Origin of the sequence: Mesonia algae, assembly GCF_003253545.1 — a bacterium.
Taxonomy (GTDB): domain Bacteria; phylum Bacteroidota; class Bacteroidia; order Flavobacteriales; family Flavobacteriaceae; genus Mesonia; species Mesonia algae.
In genome coordinates, this window is sequence record NZ_QKYV01000007.1 from 135649 (window position 1) to 156306 (window position 20658).

General features: G+C 33.9%; 14 protein-coding genes. 9 read left to right on the plus strand and 5 right to left on the minus strand.

Translation table 11 applies throughout. The features are described from left to right. Positions 1 to 66 precede the first annotated feature (66 nt). Together rpoC and LX95_RS12550 are read left to right on the plus strand one after the other, a co-directional pair. Positions 67 to 4371, plus strand: a complete 4305-nt coding sequence (rpoC, locus tag LX95_RS12545) for a DNA-directed RNA polymerase subunit beta' (RefSeq protein ID WP_111541799.1) — start codon at positions 67 to 69, stop codon at positions 4369 to 4371. A gap of 9 nt (positions 4372 to 4380) precedes the next feature. Beyond that, the gene (locus LX95_RS12550) at positions 4381 to 4695 is read left to right on the plus strand and encodes a DUF3467 domain-containing protein (protein WP_111541800.1); all 315 of its coding nucleotides are present in this window, start codon (positions 4381 to 4383) and stop codon (positions 4693 to 4695) included. A 177-nt stretch (positions 4696 to 4872) separates the two neighbouring features. Here the strand turns inward: LX95_RS12550 and LX95_RS12555 are convergent, their stop codons facing one another. Continuing rightward, entirely contained in the window at positions 4873 to 6459 is a 1587-nt protein-coding gene (locus LX95_RS12555) for a peptide chain release factor 3 (protein WP_111541801.1), read from the minus strand. A gap of 238 nt (positions 6460 to 6697) precedes the next feature. Here LX95_RS12555 and LX95_RS12560 point away from each other — a divergent pair, with 238 nt between their 5' ends. From LX95_RS12560 to LX95_RS12590, 7 genes are read left to right on the plus strand one after another with little or no spacing between them, the layout of a single operon-like run. Then, entirely contained in the window at positions 6698 to 11536 is a 4839-nt protein-coding gene (locus LX95_RS12560; RefSeq protein ID WP_111541802.1) for a T9SS type B sorting domain-containing protein, read from the plus strand. Positions 11537 to 11551: 15 nt separating this feature from the next. After that, positions 11552 to 12490, plus strand: coding sequence for a PorP/SprF family type IX secretion system membrane protein (locus LX95_RS12565; protein WP_111541803.1), 939 nt, complete (start codon positions 11552 to 11554; stop codon positions 12488 to 12490). Between the two features lie 10 nt (positions 12491 to 12500). Continuing rightward, on the plus strand, positions 12501 to 14831 hold the full coding sequence (locus LX95_RS12570; protein WP_111541804.1) for an OmpA family protein: 2331 nt from the start codon (positions 12501 to 12503) through the stop codon (positions 14829 to 14831). Between the two features lie 58 nt (positions 14832 to 14889). Then, complete coding sequence (gene idi, locus LX95_RS12575; protein ID WP_111541805.1) at positions 14890 to 15402, plus strand: isopentenyl-diphosphate Delta-isomerase; 513 nt, start codon at positions 14890 to 14892, stop codon at positions 15400 to 15402. After that, positions 15402 to 15818, plus strand: coding sequence for a 6-pyruvoyl trahydropterin synthase family protein (locus tag LX95_RS12580; RefSeq protein WP_111541806.1), 417 nt, complete (start codon positions 15402 to 15404; stop codon positions 15816 to 15818). Before idi ends, LX95_RS12580 begins: the two co-directional genes overlap by 1 nt. Next, positions 15815 to 16795 (plus strand): type I phosphomannose isomerase catalytic subunit, encoded by a 981-nt coding sequence (locus tag LX95_RS12585; protein ID WP_111541807.1) that lies wholly within the window; start codon positions 15815 to 15817, stop codon positions 16793 to 16795. The genes LX95_RS12580 and LX95_RS12585 overlap by 4 nt, the downstream gene beginning before the upstream one ends. 40 nt (positions 16796 to 16835) lie before the next feature. Next, positions 16836 to 17108 carry a hypothetical protein gene (locus tag LX95_RS12590; RefSeq protein ID WP_111541808.1) on the plus strand — a complete coding sequence of 91 codons (273 nt, stop codon included), beginning with the start codon at positions 16836 to 16838 and terminating at the stop codon, positions 17106 to 17108. On the opposite strand, the gene gldG is transcribed toward LX95_RS12590, so the two are convergent. The 4 genes from gldG to LX95_RS12610 are packed head-to-tail and all read right to left on the minus strand — an operon-like array spanning position 17098 to position 20630. Next, positions 17098 to 18768, minus strand: coding sequence for a gliding motility-associated ABC transporter substrate-binding protein GldG (gldG, locus tag LX95_RS12595; RefSeq protein WP_111541809.1), 1671 nt, complete (start codon positions 18766 to 18768; stop codon positions 17098 to 17100). The two genes, LX95_RS12590 and gldG, sit on opposite strands and share 11 nt — an antisense overlap. Next, the gene (gene gldF, locus LX95_RS12600) at positions 18768 to 19499 is read right to left on the minus strand and encodes a gliding motility-associated ABC transporter permease subunit GldF (RefSeq protein ID WP_111541810.1); all 732 of its coding nucleotides are present in this window, start codon (positions 19497 to 19499) and stop codon (positions 18768 to 18770) included. Before gldF ends, gldG begins: the two co-directional genes overlap by 1 nt. Before the next feature lie 4 nt (positions 19500 to 19503). Continuing rightward, positions 19504 to 19800 (minus strand): putative quinol monooxygenase, encoded by a 297-nt coding sequence (locus tag LX95_RS12605; protein WP_111541811.1) that lies wholly within the window; start codon positions 19798 to 19800, stop codon positions 19504 to 19506. After that, the gene (locus tag LX95_RS12610; protein WP_111541812.1) at positions 19797 to 20630 is read right to left on the minus strand and encodes an SAM hydrolase/SAM-dependent halogenase family protein; all 834 of its coding nucleotides are present in this window, start codon (positions 20628 to 20630) and stop codon (positions 19797 to 19799) included. Before LX95_RS12610 ends, LX95_RS12605 begins: the two co-directional genes overlap by 4 nt. Between the last annotated feature and the right edge of the window lie 28 nt (positions 20631 to 20658).

Here is a 20658-nt window from a genome sequence, read left to right on the forward strand (position 1 = left end):
CCTTCACTACGGTGAAGGCATCTCTTATAAGGCTAAAATTAAAATAATTCTTTAGTACCATATATTATGGCAAGACATAACGATAAGAATACACAACAAAAGAGATTTAATAAAATCTCTATAGGTTTAGCTTCTCCAGAATCGATTTTGGCTGAATCGAGAGGTGAGGTGTTAAAACCAGAAACCATTAATTACCGTACTCATAAACCAGAACGTGACGGACTGTTTTGTGAACGTATTTTTGGTCCTGTAAAGGATTACGAATGTGCGTGTGGTAAATATAAAAGAATTCGCTACAAAGGGATTGTTTGTGACCGTTGTGGTGTAGAAGTAACCGAGAAAAAAGTACGTAGAGATAGAGTAGGACACATTAATTTAGTGGTTCCTGTAGCTCATATTTGGTACTTTCGTTCTTTACCAAACAAAATAGGATACTTATTAGGAATACCTTCTAAGAAATTAGATATGATAATTTACTACGAAAGATACGTAGTAATTCAGCCAGGTATTGCTAAGAATGAAGAAGGAGATGCATTGCAAAAAATGGATTTCTTAACGGAAGAAGAATATTTAAATATATTAGATACCCTTCCACAAGAAAATCTTTATTTAGATGATTCAGATCCTAACAAGTTTATCGCAAAAATGGGTGCAGAATGTCTTATTGATATTTTAAACCGTTTAGATTTAGATGAGCTTTCTTATGACTTAAGACATAAAGCAAATAACGAAACTTCTAAGCAACGTAAAACTGAAGCTTTAAAGCGTTTACAAGTTGTTGAAGCTTTCCGTGATGCTAATAAAGGAAAAGAAAATAAACCAGCGTGGATGATAATGAAAGCAGTTCCGGTAATTCCACCAGAATTGCGTCCATTAGTTCCACTTGATGGAGGTCGTTTTGCGACTTCAGATTTAAATGATCTTTATAGACGTGTTATTATTCGTAACAACCGTCTTAAGAGATTAATGGAGATTAAAGCTCCTGAAGTAATTTTACGTAATGAAAAACGTATGCTTCAAGAGTCTGTAGATTCATTATTTGATAATACAAGAAAATCTTCAGCAGTAAAAACAGATTCTAACCGTCCTTTAAAATCTTTATCAGATTCATTAAAAGGAAAACAAGGTCGTTTCCGTCAAAACTTATTAGGTAAACGTGTAGATTATTCAGCACGTTCGGTTATTGTTGTTGGACCAGAAATGAAATTGTTTGAATGTGGTCTTCCTAAGGATATGGCTGCAGAGCTTTACAAGCCTTTCGTAATTAGAAAATTAATTGAGAGAGGAATCGTAAAAACGGTAAAATCTGCAAAGAAAATTATAGATAAAAAAGAGCCTGTAGTTTGGGATATCTTGGAGAACGTCCTTAAAGGACATCCAGTATTACTAAACCGTGCTCCTACGCTTCACCGTTTAGGTATTCAAGCTTTTCAACCAAAATTAATTGAAGGAAAAGCAATTAGATTACACCCATTAGTTTGTACGGCATTTAACGCCGATTTTGATGGGGATCAAATGGCGGTTCATTTACCATTAGGACCAGAAGCTATTTTAGAGGCTCAGCTATTAATGTTAGCTTCTCATAATATTTTAAATCCTGCGAATGGATCTCCGGTAACGGTACCTTCTCAAGATATGGTACTTGGTCTTTATTATATGACCAAGATGAGAGTTTCTACTCCAGAGCGTAAGATGAAAGGAGAAGGACTTACTTTTTACTCGGCAGAAGAGGTTAATATCGCTTACAACGAGAAACAAGTAGACTTAAATAGTCCAATAAAAGTAAGAGCTAAAGATTTTAATGATAAAGGTGAATTAGTTTACCAAATTATTGAAACTACGGTGGGGCGTGTACTTTTCAACGAAGAAGTACCAGAGAAAGCTGGATTTATCAATGAGGTATTAACCAAGAAATCTTTAAGAGATATTATTGGTAATATTCTTAAGGTAACTAGCGTTCCTGAAACTGCAGAATTCTTAGATAATATTAAAGGATTAGGTTACGGATTTGCATTTAGAGGTGGTCTTTCATTCTCTTTAGGAGATATTATTATTCCTGAAGAAAAATATGAAATGATTGACGATGCTAATCAGCAAGTTGAAGGTATTATGGCCAATTATAATATGGGTCTTATTACTAACAACGAACGTTATAACCAAGTAATTGATATCTGGACGGCAACCAATGCTAATCTTACTGAATTAGCTATGAAGCGAATTCGTGAAGATAACCAAGGTTTCAACTCAGTATATATGATGCTTGATTCTGGGGCACGTGGATCTAAAGAACAGATTCGTCAGTTAACTGGTATGCGTGGATTAATGGCAAAGCCTAAAAAATCTAACTCTGGTGGAGGTGAAATTATTGAAAACCCAATTTTATCTAACTTTAAAGAAGGTCTTTCAATTTTAGAATACTTTATCTCAACACACGGTGCACGTAAAGGTCTTGCCGATACCGCATTAAAAACTGCCGATGCAGGTTACTTAACACGTCGTTTAGTAGATGTATCTCAAGATGTTATTGTTGGTGAAGTTGATTGTGGTACTTTAAGAGGAATTGATGTAAGTGCTTTAAAGAAAAACGAAGAAATCGTTGAGTCTTTAGCAGAAAGAATCATTGGTAGAACTGCCTTAAATGATATCGTAGATCCTTTAACCCAAGAAGTAATTGCTGTTGCAGGAGTAGAGATCGACGAAGATATTGCTGCAAAAGTAGATGCTTCAGCTTTAGAAAGTGTAGATGTAAGATCTGCATTGACTTGTGAGGCTAAAAAAGGTATTTGTGTAAAATGTTACGGTAGAAACCTAGCAACGGGAAAAACTGTTCAAAAAGGAGAAGCTGTAGGTGTTGTTGCTGCTCAATCTATTGGGGAGCCTGGAACTCAGCTTACGTTAAGAACATTCCACGTAGGAGGTATTGCAGGAAACATTTCCGAAGAAAATAAATTAATAGCTAAGTTTGACGGTATTGCAGAGATTGAAGATCTTAAGACTGTTAAAGGTGAAAATACAGAAGGTGAAACGGCTGAAATTATCATCTCTAGAACTTCAGAATTAAAAATTGTAGATCCTAAAACTAATATCGTTTTAAGTACAAACGTTATTCCTTATGGTGCTCAATTATTTATCAAGGCTGGAGACAAAATTAAGCGTGATGATGTAGTTTGCCAATGGGATCCATATAACGGTGTTATTATTTCTGAATTTGCAGGTAGAGTTAAATTCGAAAATATTGAACAAGGAGTTACTTACCAAGTAGAAACTGATGAGCAAACCGGTTTCCAAGAAAAAGTAATTTCTGAATCAAGAAACAAGAAAAAGATTCCAACTTTACTAATTATGGGTAAAGGAGACGAAGTAATTCGTTCTTATAACTTACCAGTTGGAGCTCACTTAATGGTGGATGATGAAGAGAAAATTAAGATTGGAAAAATCTTAGTTAAAATACCTCGTAAGTCTTCTAAAGCAGGTGATATTACAGGAGGTCTTCCACGTGTAACAGAATTATTTGAAGCACGTAATCCTTCTAACCCTGCAGTAGTGAGTGAGATTGATGGTGTGGTTTCTTTTGGTAAAATCAAGCGTGGTAACCGTGAAATTATCGTAGAGTCTAAACTAGGAGAGGTTAAGAAGTATTTAGTTAAACTTTCTAATCAAATTTTAGTTCAAGAAAACGATTATGTTCGTGCGGGAATGCCATTATCTGATGGTTCTATAACTCCAGAAGATATCTTAAACATTAAAGGGCCAAGTGCTGTACAACAGTATTTAGTGAATGAAGTTCAAGAGGTTTACCGATTACAAGGGGTGAAAATTAACGATAAGCACTTTGAGGTAGTAGTACGTCAAATGATGCGTAAAGTTAAGATTCAAGATTCTGGAGATACTATTTTCTTAGAAAATCAATTGGTTCACAAATCAGACTTTATTGAAGAGAATGATGAGATTTTCGGTAAAAAAGTTGTTGAAGATGCTGGAGATAGTGAAAACCTTAAGCCAGGTCAAATCGTTACTGCTAGAGAATTAAGAGATGAGAATTCTATCTTAAGAAGAGCAGATAAAGAGTTGGCAACAGCAAGAGAGGCACAGCCAGCAACTGCAACACCAATCTTACAAGGTATTACTAGAGCATCTCTACAAACCAAGTCATTTATTTCTGCAGCATCATTCCAGGAAACGACTAAAGTATTGAACGAAGCTGCGGTAAGTGGTAAAGTAGATACCTTAGAAGGATTGAAAGAAAATGTAATTGTAGGACATAGAATCCCAGCAGGAACAGGTCTTAGAGAATACGATAATATTATTGTAGGTTCTAAAGAAGAGTTAAACGAAATGATGGAAAAGAAACAAGAGGTAAACTATAATTAATATAGCGTTATGAGTGAAGAAACCAAGAATAAAAAAAATCAACTTAATATTGAGTTAGATGAAGCAACCGCACAAGGAACGTATAGTAACTTGGCGATTATTAATCATTCTCCATCTGAATTTGTTGTTGATTTTGTAAATATTATGCCTGGAGCACCAAAAAGTAAAGTGAAGTCTAGAATTATCTTAACTCCACAACACGCAAAGCGGCTTTTAAAAGCTTTAGGAGATAATATTCAAAGGTTTGAACAAGCTCACGGCGAAATAAAAGATTATGATAAACCACCTATTCCGTTAAATTTTGGTCCAACGGGACAAGCATAAAAATAAAAAACTCCGAAGCGAAAGCTTCGGAGTTTTTTTATATTAAAGTTTTTTCTTTCCAGAATAGCGATACACAAAGATATAATGTGTCGCTATTTCCGAACGAGAGACTGTGCTAAAAATAAAAAACCTAACTGTAATAGTTAGGTTTTTTTAATTCATATTCGAATATAAAGCTTAAAACTCCGAAGTATAATGGAATTTAATATGCTTATATTTTTGTTCTGTCATTTGTAAAGAAAATTGAGAGTCGGCAAGAAACACCAATTGTCCACGCTTATCTTTGGCTAAAAATTTAGCTTTTACACGTTTAAAGTCAGCAAACTCTTCGCTTTTTTCATCTTCAGGTTCAATCCAGCAAGCTTTATGTACATTTAGGTTTTCGTAAGTACATTTTGCTCCATATTCATGTTCTAAGCGGTATTGAATTACTTCATATTGTAATGCACCAACCGTACCTATAATTTTTCTATTATTTAACTCTAAGCGAAACAGCTGAGCCACTCCTTCATCCATCAACTGGTCAATTCCTTTTTCCAGTTGCTTAGATTTCATAGGATCAGCATTGTTAATATATCTAAAATGTTCTGGTGAAAAACTAGGTACTCCTTTATAATTTAATTCTTCTCCTTGTGTAAGTGTATCTCCAATTTTAAAATTTCCAGTATCATGAAGACCCACAATATCACCAGGATAAGAAACGTCTACAATCTCCTTTTTTTCCGCAAAGAAAGCATTGGGACTGCTAAAACGTAATTTTTTATTGTGCCTAACGTGTAAATAAGGGACATTTCTTTCAAACTTTCCTGAAACAATTTTTATAAAAGCCAATCGATCTCTGTGCTTAGGATCCATATTAGCATGTATTTTAAACACAAAACCAGTAAATTCTTTTTCTTCAGGATTTACGATTCTTGTATCGCTTTCTTTTGGTCGGGGAGCTGGAGCAATATCTACGAAACAATCTAAAAGCTCACGAACCCCAAAATTATTTAATGCAGATCCAAAAAATACAGGTTGCAAATGTCCTTCGGTATATTCTTTTTGATTAAAAGGAGGATAGACACTTTGAGCTAACTCGGCTTCCTCTCTTAAAGTGTCTGCGGCTTTATTTCCGATAAGGTCATCAAGTTCAGGATTGCTTAAGTCAGAAATTTCTATAGTTTCTTCAATATCTTTCCTTGGATCTCCAGTAAAAAGATTTACATTTTTCTCCCAAATATTGTAGATTCCTTTAAAGTCATAGCCCATACCGATAGGGAAACTGAGAGGGGTAACTCTAAGATGTAACTTTTGCTCGATTTCGTCTAATAAATCAAAAGCATCTTTCCCTTCGCGGTCCATTTTATTAATAAAAACAATCATTGGGATATTTCGCATACGACAAACCTCCACAAGTTTTTCGGTTTGTTCTTCGACTCCTTTTGCAACGTCTATCACCACAATTACACTATCTACAGCGGTAAGAGTTCTAAAGGTGTCTTCGGCAAAATCCTTGTGTCCTGGAGTATCTAGGATATTTATTTTAATATCTCGGTATTCAAAAGCCAAAACAGAGGTAGCTACAGAAATTCCTCTTTGGCGTTCAATTTCCATAAAATCACTTGTAGCCCCTTTTTTAATTTTATTAGATTTTACAGCACCAGCTTCTTGAATAGCTCCTCCAAAAAGAAGTAGTTTTTCAGTTAAAGTGGTTTTACCTGCATCGGGGTGGGAGATAATACCAAAGGTTCTCCTTTTATTTATTTCGTCAATTAATTTCATTTTGCAAATGTATTGTTTTTAAAAAGCTGGAGCAAAGTTTCTTACAAAAGGCTTAAAGAAAATATAATATTGACTATTATTTAAATGTTATTTTCTTAAATTCTGTTAAAAATTATTTACCTTTATCCTGCAATTTTGAGACTATGTAGATGCCCCGAGAATCTTTTATGTACTACAAATACAAAAAGATTAATATGCTGAAAGTCATTTTTTAATAACGACTAAATATTTTCTTTCTATGAAAGGATTTTTACAAAGTGTCTTTTTTTTTGTTACATTTTTATTTTTAGGAATTGAAAATTTAGCAAGTCAAGATCAAGAAATTAATATCTCCCCAATATTTAATTCTAGCTCTCTATCACTACCTAGTGATTTAATGGTGGTAACTACTGTTTCTGGTCGGGTATACCGAGATAGAAACGGCAATAGTATACAAGAAACTTTGGATCCTGGGCTTAATAACATAGATGTTATCATTTTTGATTCTGCAGGCACATCTCAAGCGGTAACTACAAACGCTAATGGAGATTGGATGGCTGTTGTCGCTCCGGGAACTGTAAATGTAAGTATCGATAATACCGATTTACCTTTAGGTTATATTCAAACTGAAGGGGTAGATCCCCAAGTGCTTACTGCTGTAGCAAACATAAATAATAATGCAGGCAAAGACGGTTATTATTTTGAAGGGCAAGTAAGCGGTCATTTATATTTCGATATTAATGGAAACGGTCAGCAGGACCCAGGTGAACCCAACATGCCTAATGTAGATATTGATATTACCGATGAATTTGGAACTGTCATTACAGTAACTACAGATGCTAATGGAGATTGGATGGCAACCGTCGCAGCAGTATATGTTACAGTCGCGATAGATCAAACCGATCCAGATTTTCCTACAGGCGCCATTCAAACCGAAGGGACAGATCCTACAACGGTAACGGTTATTTCTAATCAAAATAACTTTACAGATAACGATGGTTTTTATCTAGAAGGAGTTTTAGAAGGACATGTTTATTTTGACCTTAACGGAAATGGAACGCAAGATGCTGGTGAACCAAATATGCCTAATGTAGATGTAGAGGTTGTAGACTCATTAGGAAATATTCATATTGTAGTAACAGATGTTAATGGAAACTGGTCAATTGTTTTGCCGGCTGGACCTACAACTTCAACCATAGATATTAATGATCCAGACTTCCCTACAGGAGCTACACAAACTGAAGGGACTAACCCAACAACCACTACGGTAATAAATGCTCAAATAGTAAGTGATGATGGCGTGTTGAATGATGGGTTCTATGAATCAGGAACTTTAGAAGGTCACGTTTATTTTGATGTTAATGGTAACGGACAACAAGATGCTGGCGAGCCAGATATGCCTAATGTAGATGTAATAATAACCACTTCAACAGGGCAAATAATTACGGTTACCACTGATGCTAATGGAAATTGGAGTATTTTAACTTCTGTAGGAAATACTACAGCATTAATAGATGTAAATGATCCAGATTTCCCTACAGGAGCTACGCAAACCGAAGGAACGAATCCAACCATTTCAACCGTTTTAATAAACCAAACCGTAAGTGACGACGGAATATTAAATGACGGTTTTTACGAGGTAGGAACTTTAGAAGGACATTTGTATTTTGACCTTAACGGAAATGGAACTCAAGATACTTCAGAGCCAGATATGCCTAACGTCGATGTAATGATTACAGATGCGTTAAACAATCAACAAATTGTGGTAACAGATGCGAATGGAGATTGGTCAGTTAACGTACCTGCAGGTTCAACAGAGTCAGATATTGATCAATCTGATCCCGATTTCCCCACTGGCGCTATGCAAACGGAAGGTACAGATCCTACAATTACAAACGTGATTACAGGGCAAACCGTAAGTGACGATGGATTGTTAAATGATGGCTTTTTTGAAGAAGGTATTTTAACAGGACATTTGTATTATGATACCAATAGTAATGGAACTCAAGATCCAGGAGAACCTAATTTACCTAACGTTGATGTAGAAATTACTGATGCCTTGGGCATTGTGCAAATTGTAGTAACCGATATAGCTGGAAACTGGAGTGTAAATGTTCCTATAGGTAACACCTCATCAAATATTGATGAAACCGATCCCGATTTTCCTGCTGGCGCTATACAAACTGAAGGTACAGATCCTACAACTACTTTAGTAACTCCCAATAATACAATTGCTGAAACCAATGATGGTTTTGTGGTACCTACCTTAATTGATGGTACGTTAACGGGACACTTATATTATGATACCAATAGTAATGGAACACAAGATTTAGGAGAACCTAACTTGCCTAATGTAGATGTAAACATTACAAATGTCTTAGGGATCACCCAAACTGTAACCACTGATGTGAACGGGAATTGGGGAATTGTAGTTCCTGAAGGCAATACAACATCAAATATTGATGAAACCGATCCCGATTTTCCAACTGGCGCTATGCAAACTGAAGGTACAGATCCTACCACAACGTTGGTAATAGGTAATACGGTAGTTGCAGAAACTAATGATGGTTTTGTAATACCTACATTAACAAATGGAACTTTAACAGGCCATCTTTATTATGATGTAAATGGAAATGGAATACAAGATGCGGGTGAACCAAATTTACCCAATATAGATATAGAAATTACAAATGTTCTAGGGATAATGCAAACGGTAGTATCTGATGCTAATGGAGATTGGAGTATTGTGGTTCCTGAAGGCAATACGATTTCAGATATAGATCAAACCGATCCCGATTTCCCTTTAGGTGCTATACAAACTCAAGGTACAGATCCAACCACAACAAATGTTATTGCAAATAATAGCACTGCCGAAACACCAGATGGATTTACCATTCCTAATTTACAAAACGGGATCTTAGAAGGACATTTATATGAAGACCTTAACGGAAATGCAACTCAAGATTCAGGTGAGCCAAATTTACCTAATATAGATGTGATGATTACCAATGTTCTAGGCTTAGCTCAAACTATTGCAACCGATGTAAATGGAAATTGGTCGATTACAGTTCCAGTAGGGAATACTATTTCAAATATAGATGAAAGTGACCCCGATTTTAACCCTGCTTTTGTACAAACCGAAGGTACAGATCCTACCACAACAAATGTAGTCGCAAATACAACCTCTAACGAAGTAAACGATGGTTTTCAAGATTCAGGTTTAGCTGTAGGTACATTAACAGGCCATTTATATGAAGACCTTAATGGTAATAGTACTCAAGACACGGGAGAGCCAAACTTACCTAATATTGATGTAGAAATTACAAATGTATTAGGAGTAATCCAAATCTTGACAACTGATGTAAATGGAGATTGGAGTGTTAATGTTCCAGTAGGAAATACCATTTCAAATATAGATGAGAATGATCCAAATTATAACCCATTATTTATACAAACCGAAGGTACAGATCCTACCACTACACTTGTGGTAGCTAATATTACTACTGCGGAGGTAAATGATGGTTTTACAATTCCTACTTCTACTACAGGAACTTTAAAGGGACATTTATATAATGACGTTAATGCTAATGGAAATCAAGAACCTGGCGAAGCAAATTTACCAAATATAGATGTAGAGATTATCGATGCTTTAGGGATTGTGCAAATAGTAGTAACAGATGCTAATGGAGACTGGCAAGCATCTTTACCACAAGGTCCCGCAACAAGTAATATAGACTTTACAGATCCCGATTTTCCAGCTGGAGCTACTCAAACCGAAGGAACTAACCCTACGACTACTGTAGTGGTACTTAATGTTACAACTAATGAGCCAGATGATGGGTTTAATTTTACAGGAACTCAAACAGGAACTTTAAATGGACATTTATATAATGACCTTAACGGAAACGGAAATCAAGAGGCAGGAGAACCAGATTTAGCAAATATAGATGTAGAAATTACGGATGCCCTTGGGATTATTCAAACTGTAGTTACCGACGTTACCGGGAATTGGCAGGCTATTTTACCAGAAGGAGTAGCAACAAGCGACATAGATTTTTCAGATCCAGACTTTCCAATAGGAGCCACACAAACTGAAGGAACGAACCCCACCAGTACAGTGGTAGTAAACAATGTTAACACCAATGAGCCAGATGATGGTTTTGAGGTACCTATTAATAATCAAAATTATTCAGGACATATTTATTTAGATTTAGACGGCAGCTTTAGTCAGGATCCAAATGAACCAGATCTACCAAATATAGATATTAAAGTAATAGACGCTAATAATGCAATTCATATTGTTACATCTGATGCTAATGGAGATTGGAGCATATCTCTTCCATTAGGAAATGTAACCACTACCATACAAACTAATGATATAGATTTCCCTGCTAATGCTGTTCAGACAGAAGGTGATAATCCAACAAGTAATGTTATTGTATTAGGAACTTCTTTGATGGAAGTAGACGGGTTTTATGTAACTGAGTTGTCTACAGAGCGTATTACGGGTCATATTTACGAGGATGTTAACGGGAATAGCATGCAAGATTCAAATGAACCTAGTATTCCGAATATTGATGTAGAAATATCAGATGCCTTAGGAATTACTCAAACGGTAGAGTCAGATGTGAATGGGGATTGGGAAGCTCTAGTGCCTTTAGGTAACGCATTAAGTTTTATACAAACAAATGATTTAGATTTTCCAGAATACACTACTCAAACTCAAGGAAGCAACCCAACCATGATTACAGTAACTTCAGGAGATGTAAATAATGAGTTAGATGGCTTTTATTTAGAGCGATTAAAAGTTTTTAATGCAATTACTCCCAACAATGATGGAAAGAATGATTTCTTATACATTCAAGGAATTGATCGATATCCAGATAATAAAATGACTATTTTGAATAGATGGGGAGTTGTGGTTTATGAGGCAATAAATTATGGCCAAAACGGAAAATTATTTAAAGGTCTAAGTGAAGGAAGAGCTACTTTAGGAAAAGATGAGCAGCTTCCTACAGGAACGTACTTCTACTTTATGGAGTATAGAGATGAACTTGGAGACTTAAAAAAGATAGATGGATACTTATATATTAATTAAAAAGAATCACAATTTATGCGTCAGCTAATTGGTATCATTATAGCAATCTCTTTTTGTGTGGGAATTTCTTCTTCCGTAAAGGCACAGCAAGACGCCCAATATACTCAATATATGTACAATACATTGAGCATAAACCCTGCTTATGCTGGTTCACGTGAGGTGTTGAGTGCGGTATTACTTCATCGTTCACAATGGGTTGGCGTAGATGGCGCACCTACAACTCAAACCTTAAGTGCTCATACACCCATTACCAAAAACTTAATGGGAATAGGTTTAAATATAACCAATGATGCCATAGGACCTTCTCGCCAAACCTATATAGATGCGAGTTACAGTTACGGGATAGAAGTAGGAAGAGAAAGTCAATTGAATTTTGGAATAAAAGCTGGAGCTCATTTATTGGATGTAGATTATTCTAAACTAGATATTTTTGATAATACAGACCCAAATTTTCAGAGCAATGTAGATAATAAATTCTCTCCGCAGTTTGGGTTGGGTGCTTTATTATTTGCAGAGAATTATTATGTAGGCTTAAGTGTACCAAATGTTTTAGAAACCAAACATTTTGACCAGTCTAATAATAGTAACTCTAATACGGTTGCTAAAGAAAGGATTAGTTATTATTTAACAGGAGGCTATGTGTTTGACCTTTCAAGTGATTTAAAATTAAAGCCAACTCTTTTAACCAAAATGACAGAAGGGGCTCCTCTGCAAGTAGATGTTTCGGCTAACTTTTTACTCTATGAGAAATTGACTTTAGGAGCTGCCTATAGATGGGATGCTGCTTTAAGTGGATTGGTAGCTTTCCAATTTACAGATGCTTGGATGTTGGGTTTTGCTTATGATACAGATACGACAAAATATACAAATTATAATGATGGGAGTTTTGAAGTTTTTCTAAGGTTTGAGTTGTTTAAAAAATACAACAAGATGCTAACTCCTCGATTTTTCTAAACTTATTGCTATGAGTAAAAATATATATAAATATTTAGTTTTCTTTTCACTTTTCTTAAGCTGCTTTTTTACTGAAGCACAAGAAGAAAAATTGAAAGAAGCCGATAAAATGTTTGATAGATACGCCTTTATTGATGCACGAGAAATCTATCTAGAAGTAGCTGAAGCGGGGTATAAATCTGAAAATTTATTTAAAAAACTAGGCGATTCTTATTACTTTAATGGTGACCTTCCCAACGCTTTAAAATGGTATGAAGAATTATACGTACTTAAAAATTCAGAATTAGAAAAAGAGTATCTTTTTAGATATGCAATGGCCTTAAAAAGCGATCAGCAATACAAAAAATCTGATGAGGTTTTATTAGAGTTTGAAAAGTTAAGTGAAACAGATTCTAGGGTAGAATTATTAAAAGGAGAACGTAATTACTTAGAATTAATAGAGCTTCAGTCAGGAAAATTCGATGTTGAGATAGCACCCATAAATTCAAAACTATCCGATTTTTCTCCGCAAATAAATAATCAAACATTAATTTTTGCATCTAATAGAGAAACGCCTTCTTCCGTAAAGCGTATTCACGAATGGAACAAACAACCTTACTTAGATTTATATACAATACCAATTAACGATGAAAATGAATTAGAAGGTGAACCTACTTTAATGTCGGAAGTAATTAACTCAAAATTCCACGAATCTTCGGCTTGCCTTACTCAAGATCAACTTACTATATATTTTACCAGAAATAACTATAACAATAAAAAGTACGGTAAGAGTGATGAAGGAATCAATTTCTTAAAGATATATAAAGCAGAGCGAGATAGCGTTTCAGCTGAGTGGAAAACACCAGTAGAACTTCCATTTAATAATGATGAATATTCTGTAGCTCACCCTACATTAAATGTAGATGAAACCAAATTATATTTTTCTTCAGATATGCCAGGAACCATTGGTATGTCAGATATTTATGTGGTTTCAATCAATGAAGATGGTACTTTTGGAGAACCAAAAAATTTAGGAAATCAAATAAATACAGAGGGAAGAGAAACATTTCCTTATATTAATAAAAAAAATGAACTCTATTTCTCCAGCAATGGTCATATTGGCCTTGGCGGATTAGATGTTTTTGTAAGCGTTCTTAAAAAAGATGGGTCATTTGGAGAGGTTTTTAATGTTGGTCGTCCCATCAATGGTTCTAAGGATGATTTTAATTTTGTCTTAGGGAAAAATGATAAAAATGGATTCTTTGCAAGTAACCGCGAAGGAGGAATGGGTGAAGATGATATCTACTATTTCAAACAAAATGAAGATCTTATTACTTCTTGCCAGCAATATGTAAATGGTACCATTACCGAAACTGAAACTGAAACTCCAATTCCTGGAGTGAAGGTAGAATTATTTGATGAAGATTTAAACTTTTTAAAAGATACCGAAACTAATGAAAATGGTGAATACGAATTTACATTAGATTGTGATACGCGTTATATCATTAGAGTTTCTAAAGAAAGTTATGAAACCGCTGAAGAATTATTAAGGTCTGGATCTGAGTTTGAAAAGAATATTCAAATTCCTTCTGTTAATATGGAAAGAGGAGAGGAACTCGGAGTTACTAAAGCAGGAAAAGGAGATGATTTAAGAAACTTGTTACAATTAGACCCTATTTATTTTGATTTAGATAAAACCAATATTAGACCCGATGCAGAGGTAGAACTACAAAAAGTTTTAGCGGTATTAAGGAAATATTCTCAAATGAAAATTGATATCCGTTCTCATAGTGATAGTCGTGGTGGTGACGCTTATAATTTGTTGCTTTCAGACAAAAGAGCAAAAGCAACCGTTAATTATCTAGTTCAAAAAGGAATTGATAAAAGCAGAGTCACAGGAAAGGGATATGGAGAAACCCAATTGATCAACGGTTGCGATAATAATGCCGATTGTACCGAAGAGCAGCATCAACTTAATAGAAGGTCAGAGTTTATTATTCTTAATGAGAATGAAACTCCAAAAGAAATGCGAAGAGAAATTGTAGCTCGTAACAATGAAGAGGTTAATAGAAGTAACGATGCCTCGGAAAAAATGTTAACTACTAAAGGTTATGATTTTGAGAGCTCAAATCCGCAAGAGGTATTTACAGTTCAAATTGTAGCTGGGAGTAGTAAAAACCCTGTAATTAAGCACAAATCTTTGACTAGCGTATTCTATTATTCGTATCCCGATGGTTATAGAAGATACTTTTCTGGACAATTTAAAACCCGAGAAGAAGCAGATGCTTATAAACTAGAATTAAGAAAAAAAGGTTTTGATGGCGCTTTTGTTGTAGGTCTTCGTGGGAAAGAACGTTTTTAACGATAAGCCTTCTTTTATTCCTATGAAATAGAAATACAATTTTGTACTTTTGATTTCTATGGAAGAGAAAGTAATTTTAGTCAATGAAAATGATGAGCAAATTGGCTTGATGGAGAAAATTGAAGCTCATGAAAAAGCACTACTACATCGTGCATTTTCAGTTTTTGTATATAATGACAAGAATGAAGTCATGATTCAGCAAAGAGCACTCTCAAAATACCACTCCCCAGGCTTATGGACCAATACATGTTGTAGCCACCAAAAAGAGGGAGAGACCAATGTAGAGGCAGGAAAAAGAAGATTAATGGAAGAGATGGGTTTCCAAACCGATCTAAAAGAAGTAACGTCTTTTATTTATAAAGCCCCTTTTGATAATGGCTTAAGCGAACATGAATATGACTACATACTTGTAGGTCATTACAATGAAGAGCCTAAAATTAATCCAGATGAGGTTGCCAGTTGGAAATGGATGAGTTTAGAGGATATCAAAAAGGATATGAATAATCATCCAGAAAAATATACAGCTTGGTTTAAAATTATTTTCGATAAATATTATAATTTCATTTCGTAGTGGCAGTAACCGTAAGCAGAAAAGCACATTTTAATGCCGCTCATAGATTGTTTAGAAAAGACTGGAGCGATGAAAAAAACCTAAAGGTTTTTGGTAAATGCAGTTACCCTAATTACCATGGTCACAATTATGAACTTATTGTCTCTGTTACTGGAAACATCGATGAAGAGACGGGTTTTGTTATGGACTTGAAGGTATTAAAAGATTTAATTAAAACTGAAATAGAAGATTATTTAGATCATAAAAATCTTAATGTAGATATTCTAGAATTTAAAAACTTAAATCCTACTGCAGAAAACATCGTAGTTTTTATTTGGCAAAAATTAAAATCTAAATTAGAGAATCACTTAAGTTTAGAAGTTGTTTTATACGAAACTCCTCGAAATTTTGTTTCTTATAAAGGAGAGTTTGAATGAAAGAAAAAGTACTATATCCTTTAAAATTTACACCTATTTTAAAACCAAAAGTTTGGGGCGGAGAAAAGCTACATACAGTTTTAGCAAAAGACAAAGTAGGAGATAAAATAGGAGAGAGTTGGGAAATTAGTGGAGTTGAAGGTGATATTTCTATTGTAGAAAACGGACCTTTAAAAGGAGAGAGTCTTCAACAACTAATTAAAACTTATAAAGAAAAGCTTGTTGGCAATAGCATTTACCGCAAGTTTAAAGATAATTTTCCATTACTAATAAAATTTATTGATGCTAAAGAAAACCTTTCTGTTCAAGTACATCCTGGGGATGAGATAGCTTCAAAAAGGCACAATTCTTTAGGGAAAACGGAGATGTGGTATATTGTTCAAGCCGATTCTCAAGCAAAAATAGTTACTGGTTTTCAAAAAGGGATAAGTAAAGAAGACTATTTATTACATTTAAAAGAAGAATCTTTAGAAGAGATTTTAAATAAAGAAGTTGTAGAAAGCGGTGAGACCTTTTTCATTAAAGCAGGTTTAATTCACGCTATTGGTTCTGGAGTTTTATTAGCTGAAATACAGGAAACATCAGATATAACCTATCGTATCTATGATTATAATCGAGAAGGAATAGATGGAGAGAAAAGAGACCTTCATACAGATTTAGCTTTAGAAACTATAGATTATGAAAGTAATGATGATTATAAGGTAGATTATAACCTTAAAAAAAATGAACTAACTTCTTTGGTAAACTGTTCTTATTTTACTACTCAGTTACTTTACATAACAGAACATAATAGTTTTAAACTACCAATAAATGAAGATTGCTTTGTTATCCTAATGTGTGTAGAAGGAGAGGCGCAAATTGAATACGAATTAGGAAAGGAAGAAATTAGATTAGGAGAAAGCCTTTTAATTCCGGCAAGTTTGAAGGAAATTGAAATTAAATCTGAAAATTGTAAATTACTTCACGTTACTATGTAGATTTTAGTGTAATTTTGCTCCATAAAATAAACAAATACTTATGGCAAGTAAACAAACGCTTAAAAGAGATGTAAATTACGTAATGGGCGATATTATAGAAGCTGCATTCTTACATCAAATGGTAAATCCAAAAGAAGATCACTCAAAGTCTGATGCTATCGTAGAAGAAGCAATGGTTTCTTACGATGATTTAATCACTAAAATCAACGATAAGTCGGTAGAAAATAGAGGTAAACATTTAAGAGCAGTGGGTAAAGAATTAGAAGAAAAAGCGCATAGTCTTGTAAAAGACATTAACGCTCTTAATTCTTAATATATTTCTTTTTTCTATAGGTATTAAAGCCAAAAGCAAAAATACCTAAAACCACAAGTGGTAAAATAATTGTAAAAAGTTGCCAAGAAGTTCTTTCTTGAGCAACTTTTTTTGTGTCTAAAAATGCCAATTTAATATCTTTTGCTCTTATAGCTAGTAAACCTGTATCATCTAATAAGTAATTGACAGCATTAAGTAAAAATTCTTTATTACCATACGTAGCTCCCGTAAATCTATCGTGACCTAGTGTAACAGGGCCATCTCTATTAAATTCATTTTTAATTACATCACCATCAGAGATCACCAACATTTTTGTGTTTTCTCCTTTCTCCTTATACTTGTCTAGTGAGAAAGGTAAAATTCTATTCTTATAAACAGAGGTAAACTCACCTTCCAGCAACACACCTAAATTTTGTTTTCCAGCATTATAGCTTTCTTCAATAGGTTTTTTATTTATAATATCTAAGTTCACTAATAAAGGAGTAGCATCTAACTTAGTTTTAGGAGAGCTATGTAATAAAATCGTTTTCTTAATATTGTTCTTTAAAGTATCAATGTTATTAGCAAAATCAAACTTTACTGCTTCGGTATTTTTTATGATCGTATGTGAATTGTCTGAAACTGCTAAAGGAGAATAGTACCAAGGGAAAGGATTAAACTGAGTTTCATTGCCTGAGCCTTGAGCTAAAATAATAGGAGCTGAAATAATATCGTTTACCAATGAGGTGTTAATTCTTATTCCGTATTTAAAAAAGAAATCATTAAGGTTCAAATCTCTAGGATATGCCAATGCCGCATTGTCTTCATTGGTAAACAAACTGTCTTTTTCTATAGCTGAATTTTCTGTAAGCCATAACATTTTCCCGCCTTGCATTAAGTACTGGTCTAGAACTAATTTTTCCTTTTCGGAATACTTTTGAGTAGGTTTAGCTTCTAAAACCAAATCATATTGCTCTAATTGACGTAGTGTTTTTTGTGGATTACCTTCTACAGAATCTAATGTAAATGGAGCTATATAATAATAGTCTCTGAGTGTTTTTACGAAGTCTACAATATTCTTTTCGGGCAATTCTCCATTACCACGCATAATGGCAATTTTTTTATCTTTCCCATAAATTAATCTGCTAAAAGCATCCGCGAAAGCGTATTCTAGATTTTCTACAGAGGTATTTACAATTTGCTCATTAGAATCACCTATTTTCTTTTTCAATAAATTTACTTGAACAGATTTGTCATCATAGTAGGCTACAGCCCAAGGAAAAAGTAAACTTTCACTTATCTTTCCGTTTTCATTTACGTTTAGAGTTTCAGGAGTCATTCCTGCTTTATAGAAGTTATTGGCGATGGTTTGAGCATCTATGCCTTCTTCTAAAGGGTTAATGAAATTGAATTTTATTTCTGAATTATAGGCACTAAATTCTTCAAGTAAATATCGAGTTTCGTTTTGAAGGCGTTTAAACTCTGAAGGGAAATCTCCTTTTAAAAAGACATCGATAATAATTGGATCTTTTACCTTTTCTATAATCTCTTTTGAAGGCAGGGAAAGTGTATAGCGTTTATTTTGAGTAAGGTCATACCTATTAAAGTAAATTGTAGCAATAACATTCACTACAATTAATACCAAAAGAATTCCAAATATAGATTTTATATTTTTTGTCATTACTTGTTTTCTTTTTCTAGGTTAAACTTGGTCAAACTTAAAAACAAAAAAATGATACTAATAAAGTAAATAAGATCGCGAGTATCGATAACTCCACGGCTTATGCTTTTATAATGATAACTAAGGCCTAAGTATTCTATGCCATAAGTTTCTGAATTGAAAATAGCTAAGTTTGATATTCCGTCAAAAGCAAAGTAGAGTAAAAAACAAAGTAAAACTGCCAGAATAAAAGAGACAATTTGATTTTCAGTTAAACTAGAAGCGAATATACCAATAGAGGTGTAGGTGGCACTTAACAATAATAATCCTACATAACTACCTAGTATAACGCCTAAATCATAATTACCGGGCGTACTTCCCAATTCGCTAATAGCATACACATATAATAAGGTGGGGATAATTGCTAAGATGGAAAGTGCAAAAGCACCAAAATATTTACCTAACACTAATTGCCATTTGGTGATGGGTTGTGTAAGTAGTATTTCTAAAGTTCCTTGTTTTTTCTCTTCAGCAATGCTACGCATAGTAATAGCAGGTATTAAAAATAAAAATACCCAAGGAGCTAAAAGAAAAAATGGAGATAGATTAGCAAATCCATTATCTAGTATATTAAACTCTCCTGTAAATACCCATAAAAACAATCCGCAAACAATGAGAAAAATACCAACGACTAAATAGCCAATAGTACTAGAAAAAAATGAGTTTATTTCTTTAAAAAAAATTGCTTTCATACGATTAATTTAAACTTACCAGCTTATCAACACTCCAGGCTTCTGGCTTAGCATTAAACTTTACTTTTGTATTGGCCCAAACTTCTTTAAATAAAGGAGAATGTCTGTAGTTTTCTAAATCCTCTTCGTTTTTCCAATAACTATACGTAAAGAAAATAGAAGGATTATTTTTATCTTGATAAAGCTCTAGAAAATCACAACCTTCAAAACCACGTATATATTGTTTTTTACTATGAAAAAGTGTCAAAAAATTTTCGATTTCTTCTTCTTTAAAAGACATTTTTACAATTCGAACAATCATGAAGTAAATTTAATATTTATAGTATCCATTAATTTTAATCCAAATAGGGTAGAAGCGCTGCCCACTGTATTTGGGTTACTCTTATAGATAGCAATTTCTATATAATTTGAAGCATTAAAAATAGCTAATTTTTTTCCTTCCTCCACACGTTGCTCTTTAGGAGAGTCAAAATCAATTGCGTGGCTGTAGCTTTCGTGTATAGTAGTAAATGCGGTAGATCTAGCATTTAAAGTAAAGGCTCTTCCTTTTCCTACATTTTCAAAAAGCTTTCGTGAAACATTGGTCACAACATTGCCATAATTATCAATATACATGACGTGACCTATGATTTGATCTTGACTATCGTTTATAAACGGATTAAACTTCTTAATTTGTTTAATAGTAGGAATAGATTTACCTATAACTTCTAAAGTTCCGCCTCGAGCGATATGACAAGCTACTTTTACAAAAACATCTAGCACAGGAAAATTGGTCTCTACCGCATCGTGAATATTAATCTCCACAATTTTTTGTGGTTTAATTTCTGAAGCGATTAAAGACATAATCCCATTATTGGCACAAATAAAAAAATGATCGTCTAATTGTATAGCAATATGTTTATTTTCTGGAGTAATTTCAGAATCTACACCTATTAAATGTATGCTACCTTTAGGGAAACTGCTGTATGAATTTTTAATAATGTATGCAGCTTCAGTAATGTGAAAAGGAGAAACATCATGAGAGATATCAACAATATTTGCACTTTCCAACTCACTTAGGATAGCACCTTTAACAGCACCTGTAGAAGGGTCTTTAAGCCCAAAATCTGTGGTTAAAGTTATAATCGCCATAAAGAAATGATGTTAATATATTTTAGTG

What these genes read in the sequence shown, in the direction of transcription:
- LX95_RS12565 (WP_111541803.1), top strand. Translation starts at nt 11,552, where the DNA reads ATGCGTCAGCTAATTGGTATCATTATAGCAATCTCTTTTTGTGTGGGA.
- LX95_RS12610 (WP_111541812.1), bottom strand. Translation starts at nt 20,630, where the DNA reads ATGGCGATTATAACTTTAACCACAGATTTTGGGCTTAAAGACCCTTCT.
- gldG (WP_111541809.1), bottom strand. Translation starts at nt 18,768, where the DNA reads ATGACAAAAAATATAAAATCTATATTTGGAATTCTTTTGGTATTAATT.
- LX95_RS12560 (WP_111541802.1), top strand. Translation starts at nt 6,698, where the DNA reads ATGAAAGGATTTTTACAAAGTGTCTTTTTTTTTGTTACATTTTTATTT.
- LX95_RS12570 (WP_111541804.1), top strand. Translation starts at nt 12,501, where the DNA reads ATGAGTAAAAATATATATAAATATTTAGTTTTCTTTTCACTTTTCTTA.
- LX95_RS12585 (WP_111541807.1), top strand. Translation starts at nt 15,815, where the DNA reads ATGAAAGAAAAAGTACTATATCCTTTAAAATTTACACCTATTTTAAAA.
- rpoC (WP_111541799.1), top strand. Translation starts at nt 67, where the DNA reads ATGGCAAGACATAACGATAAGAATACACAACAAAAGAGATTTAATAAA.
- idi (WP_111541805.1), top strand. Translation starts at nt 14,890, where the DNA reads ATGGAAGAGAAAGTAATTTTAGTCAATGAAAATGATGAGCAAATTGGC.
- gldF (WP_111541810.1), bottom strand. Translation starts at nt 19,499, where the DNA reads ATGAAAGCAATTTTTTTTAAAGAAATAAACTCATTTTTTTCTAGTACT.
- LX95_RS12605 (WP_111541811.1), bottom strand. Translation starts at nt 19,800, where the DNA reads ATGATTGTTCGAATTGTAAAAATGTCTTTTAAAGAAGAAGAAATCGAA.
- LX95_RS12590 (WP_111541808.1), top strand. Translation starts at nt 16,836, where the DNA reads ATGGCAAGTAAACAAACGCTTAAAAGAGATGTAAATTACGTAATGGGC.
- LX95_RS12550 (WP_111541800.1), top strand. Translation starts at nt 4,381, where the DNA reads ATGAGTGAAGAAACCAAGAATAAAAAAAATCAACTTAATATTGAGTTA.
- LX95_RS12555 (WP_111541801.1), bottom strand. Translation starts at nt 6,459, where the DNA reads ATGAAATTAATTGACGAAATAAATAAAAGGAGAACCTTTGGTATTATC.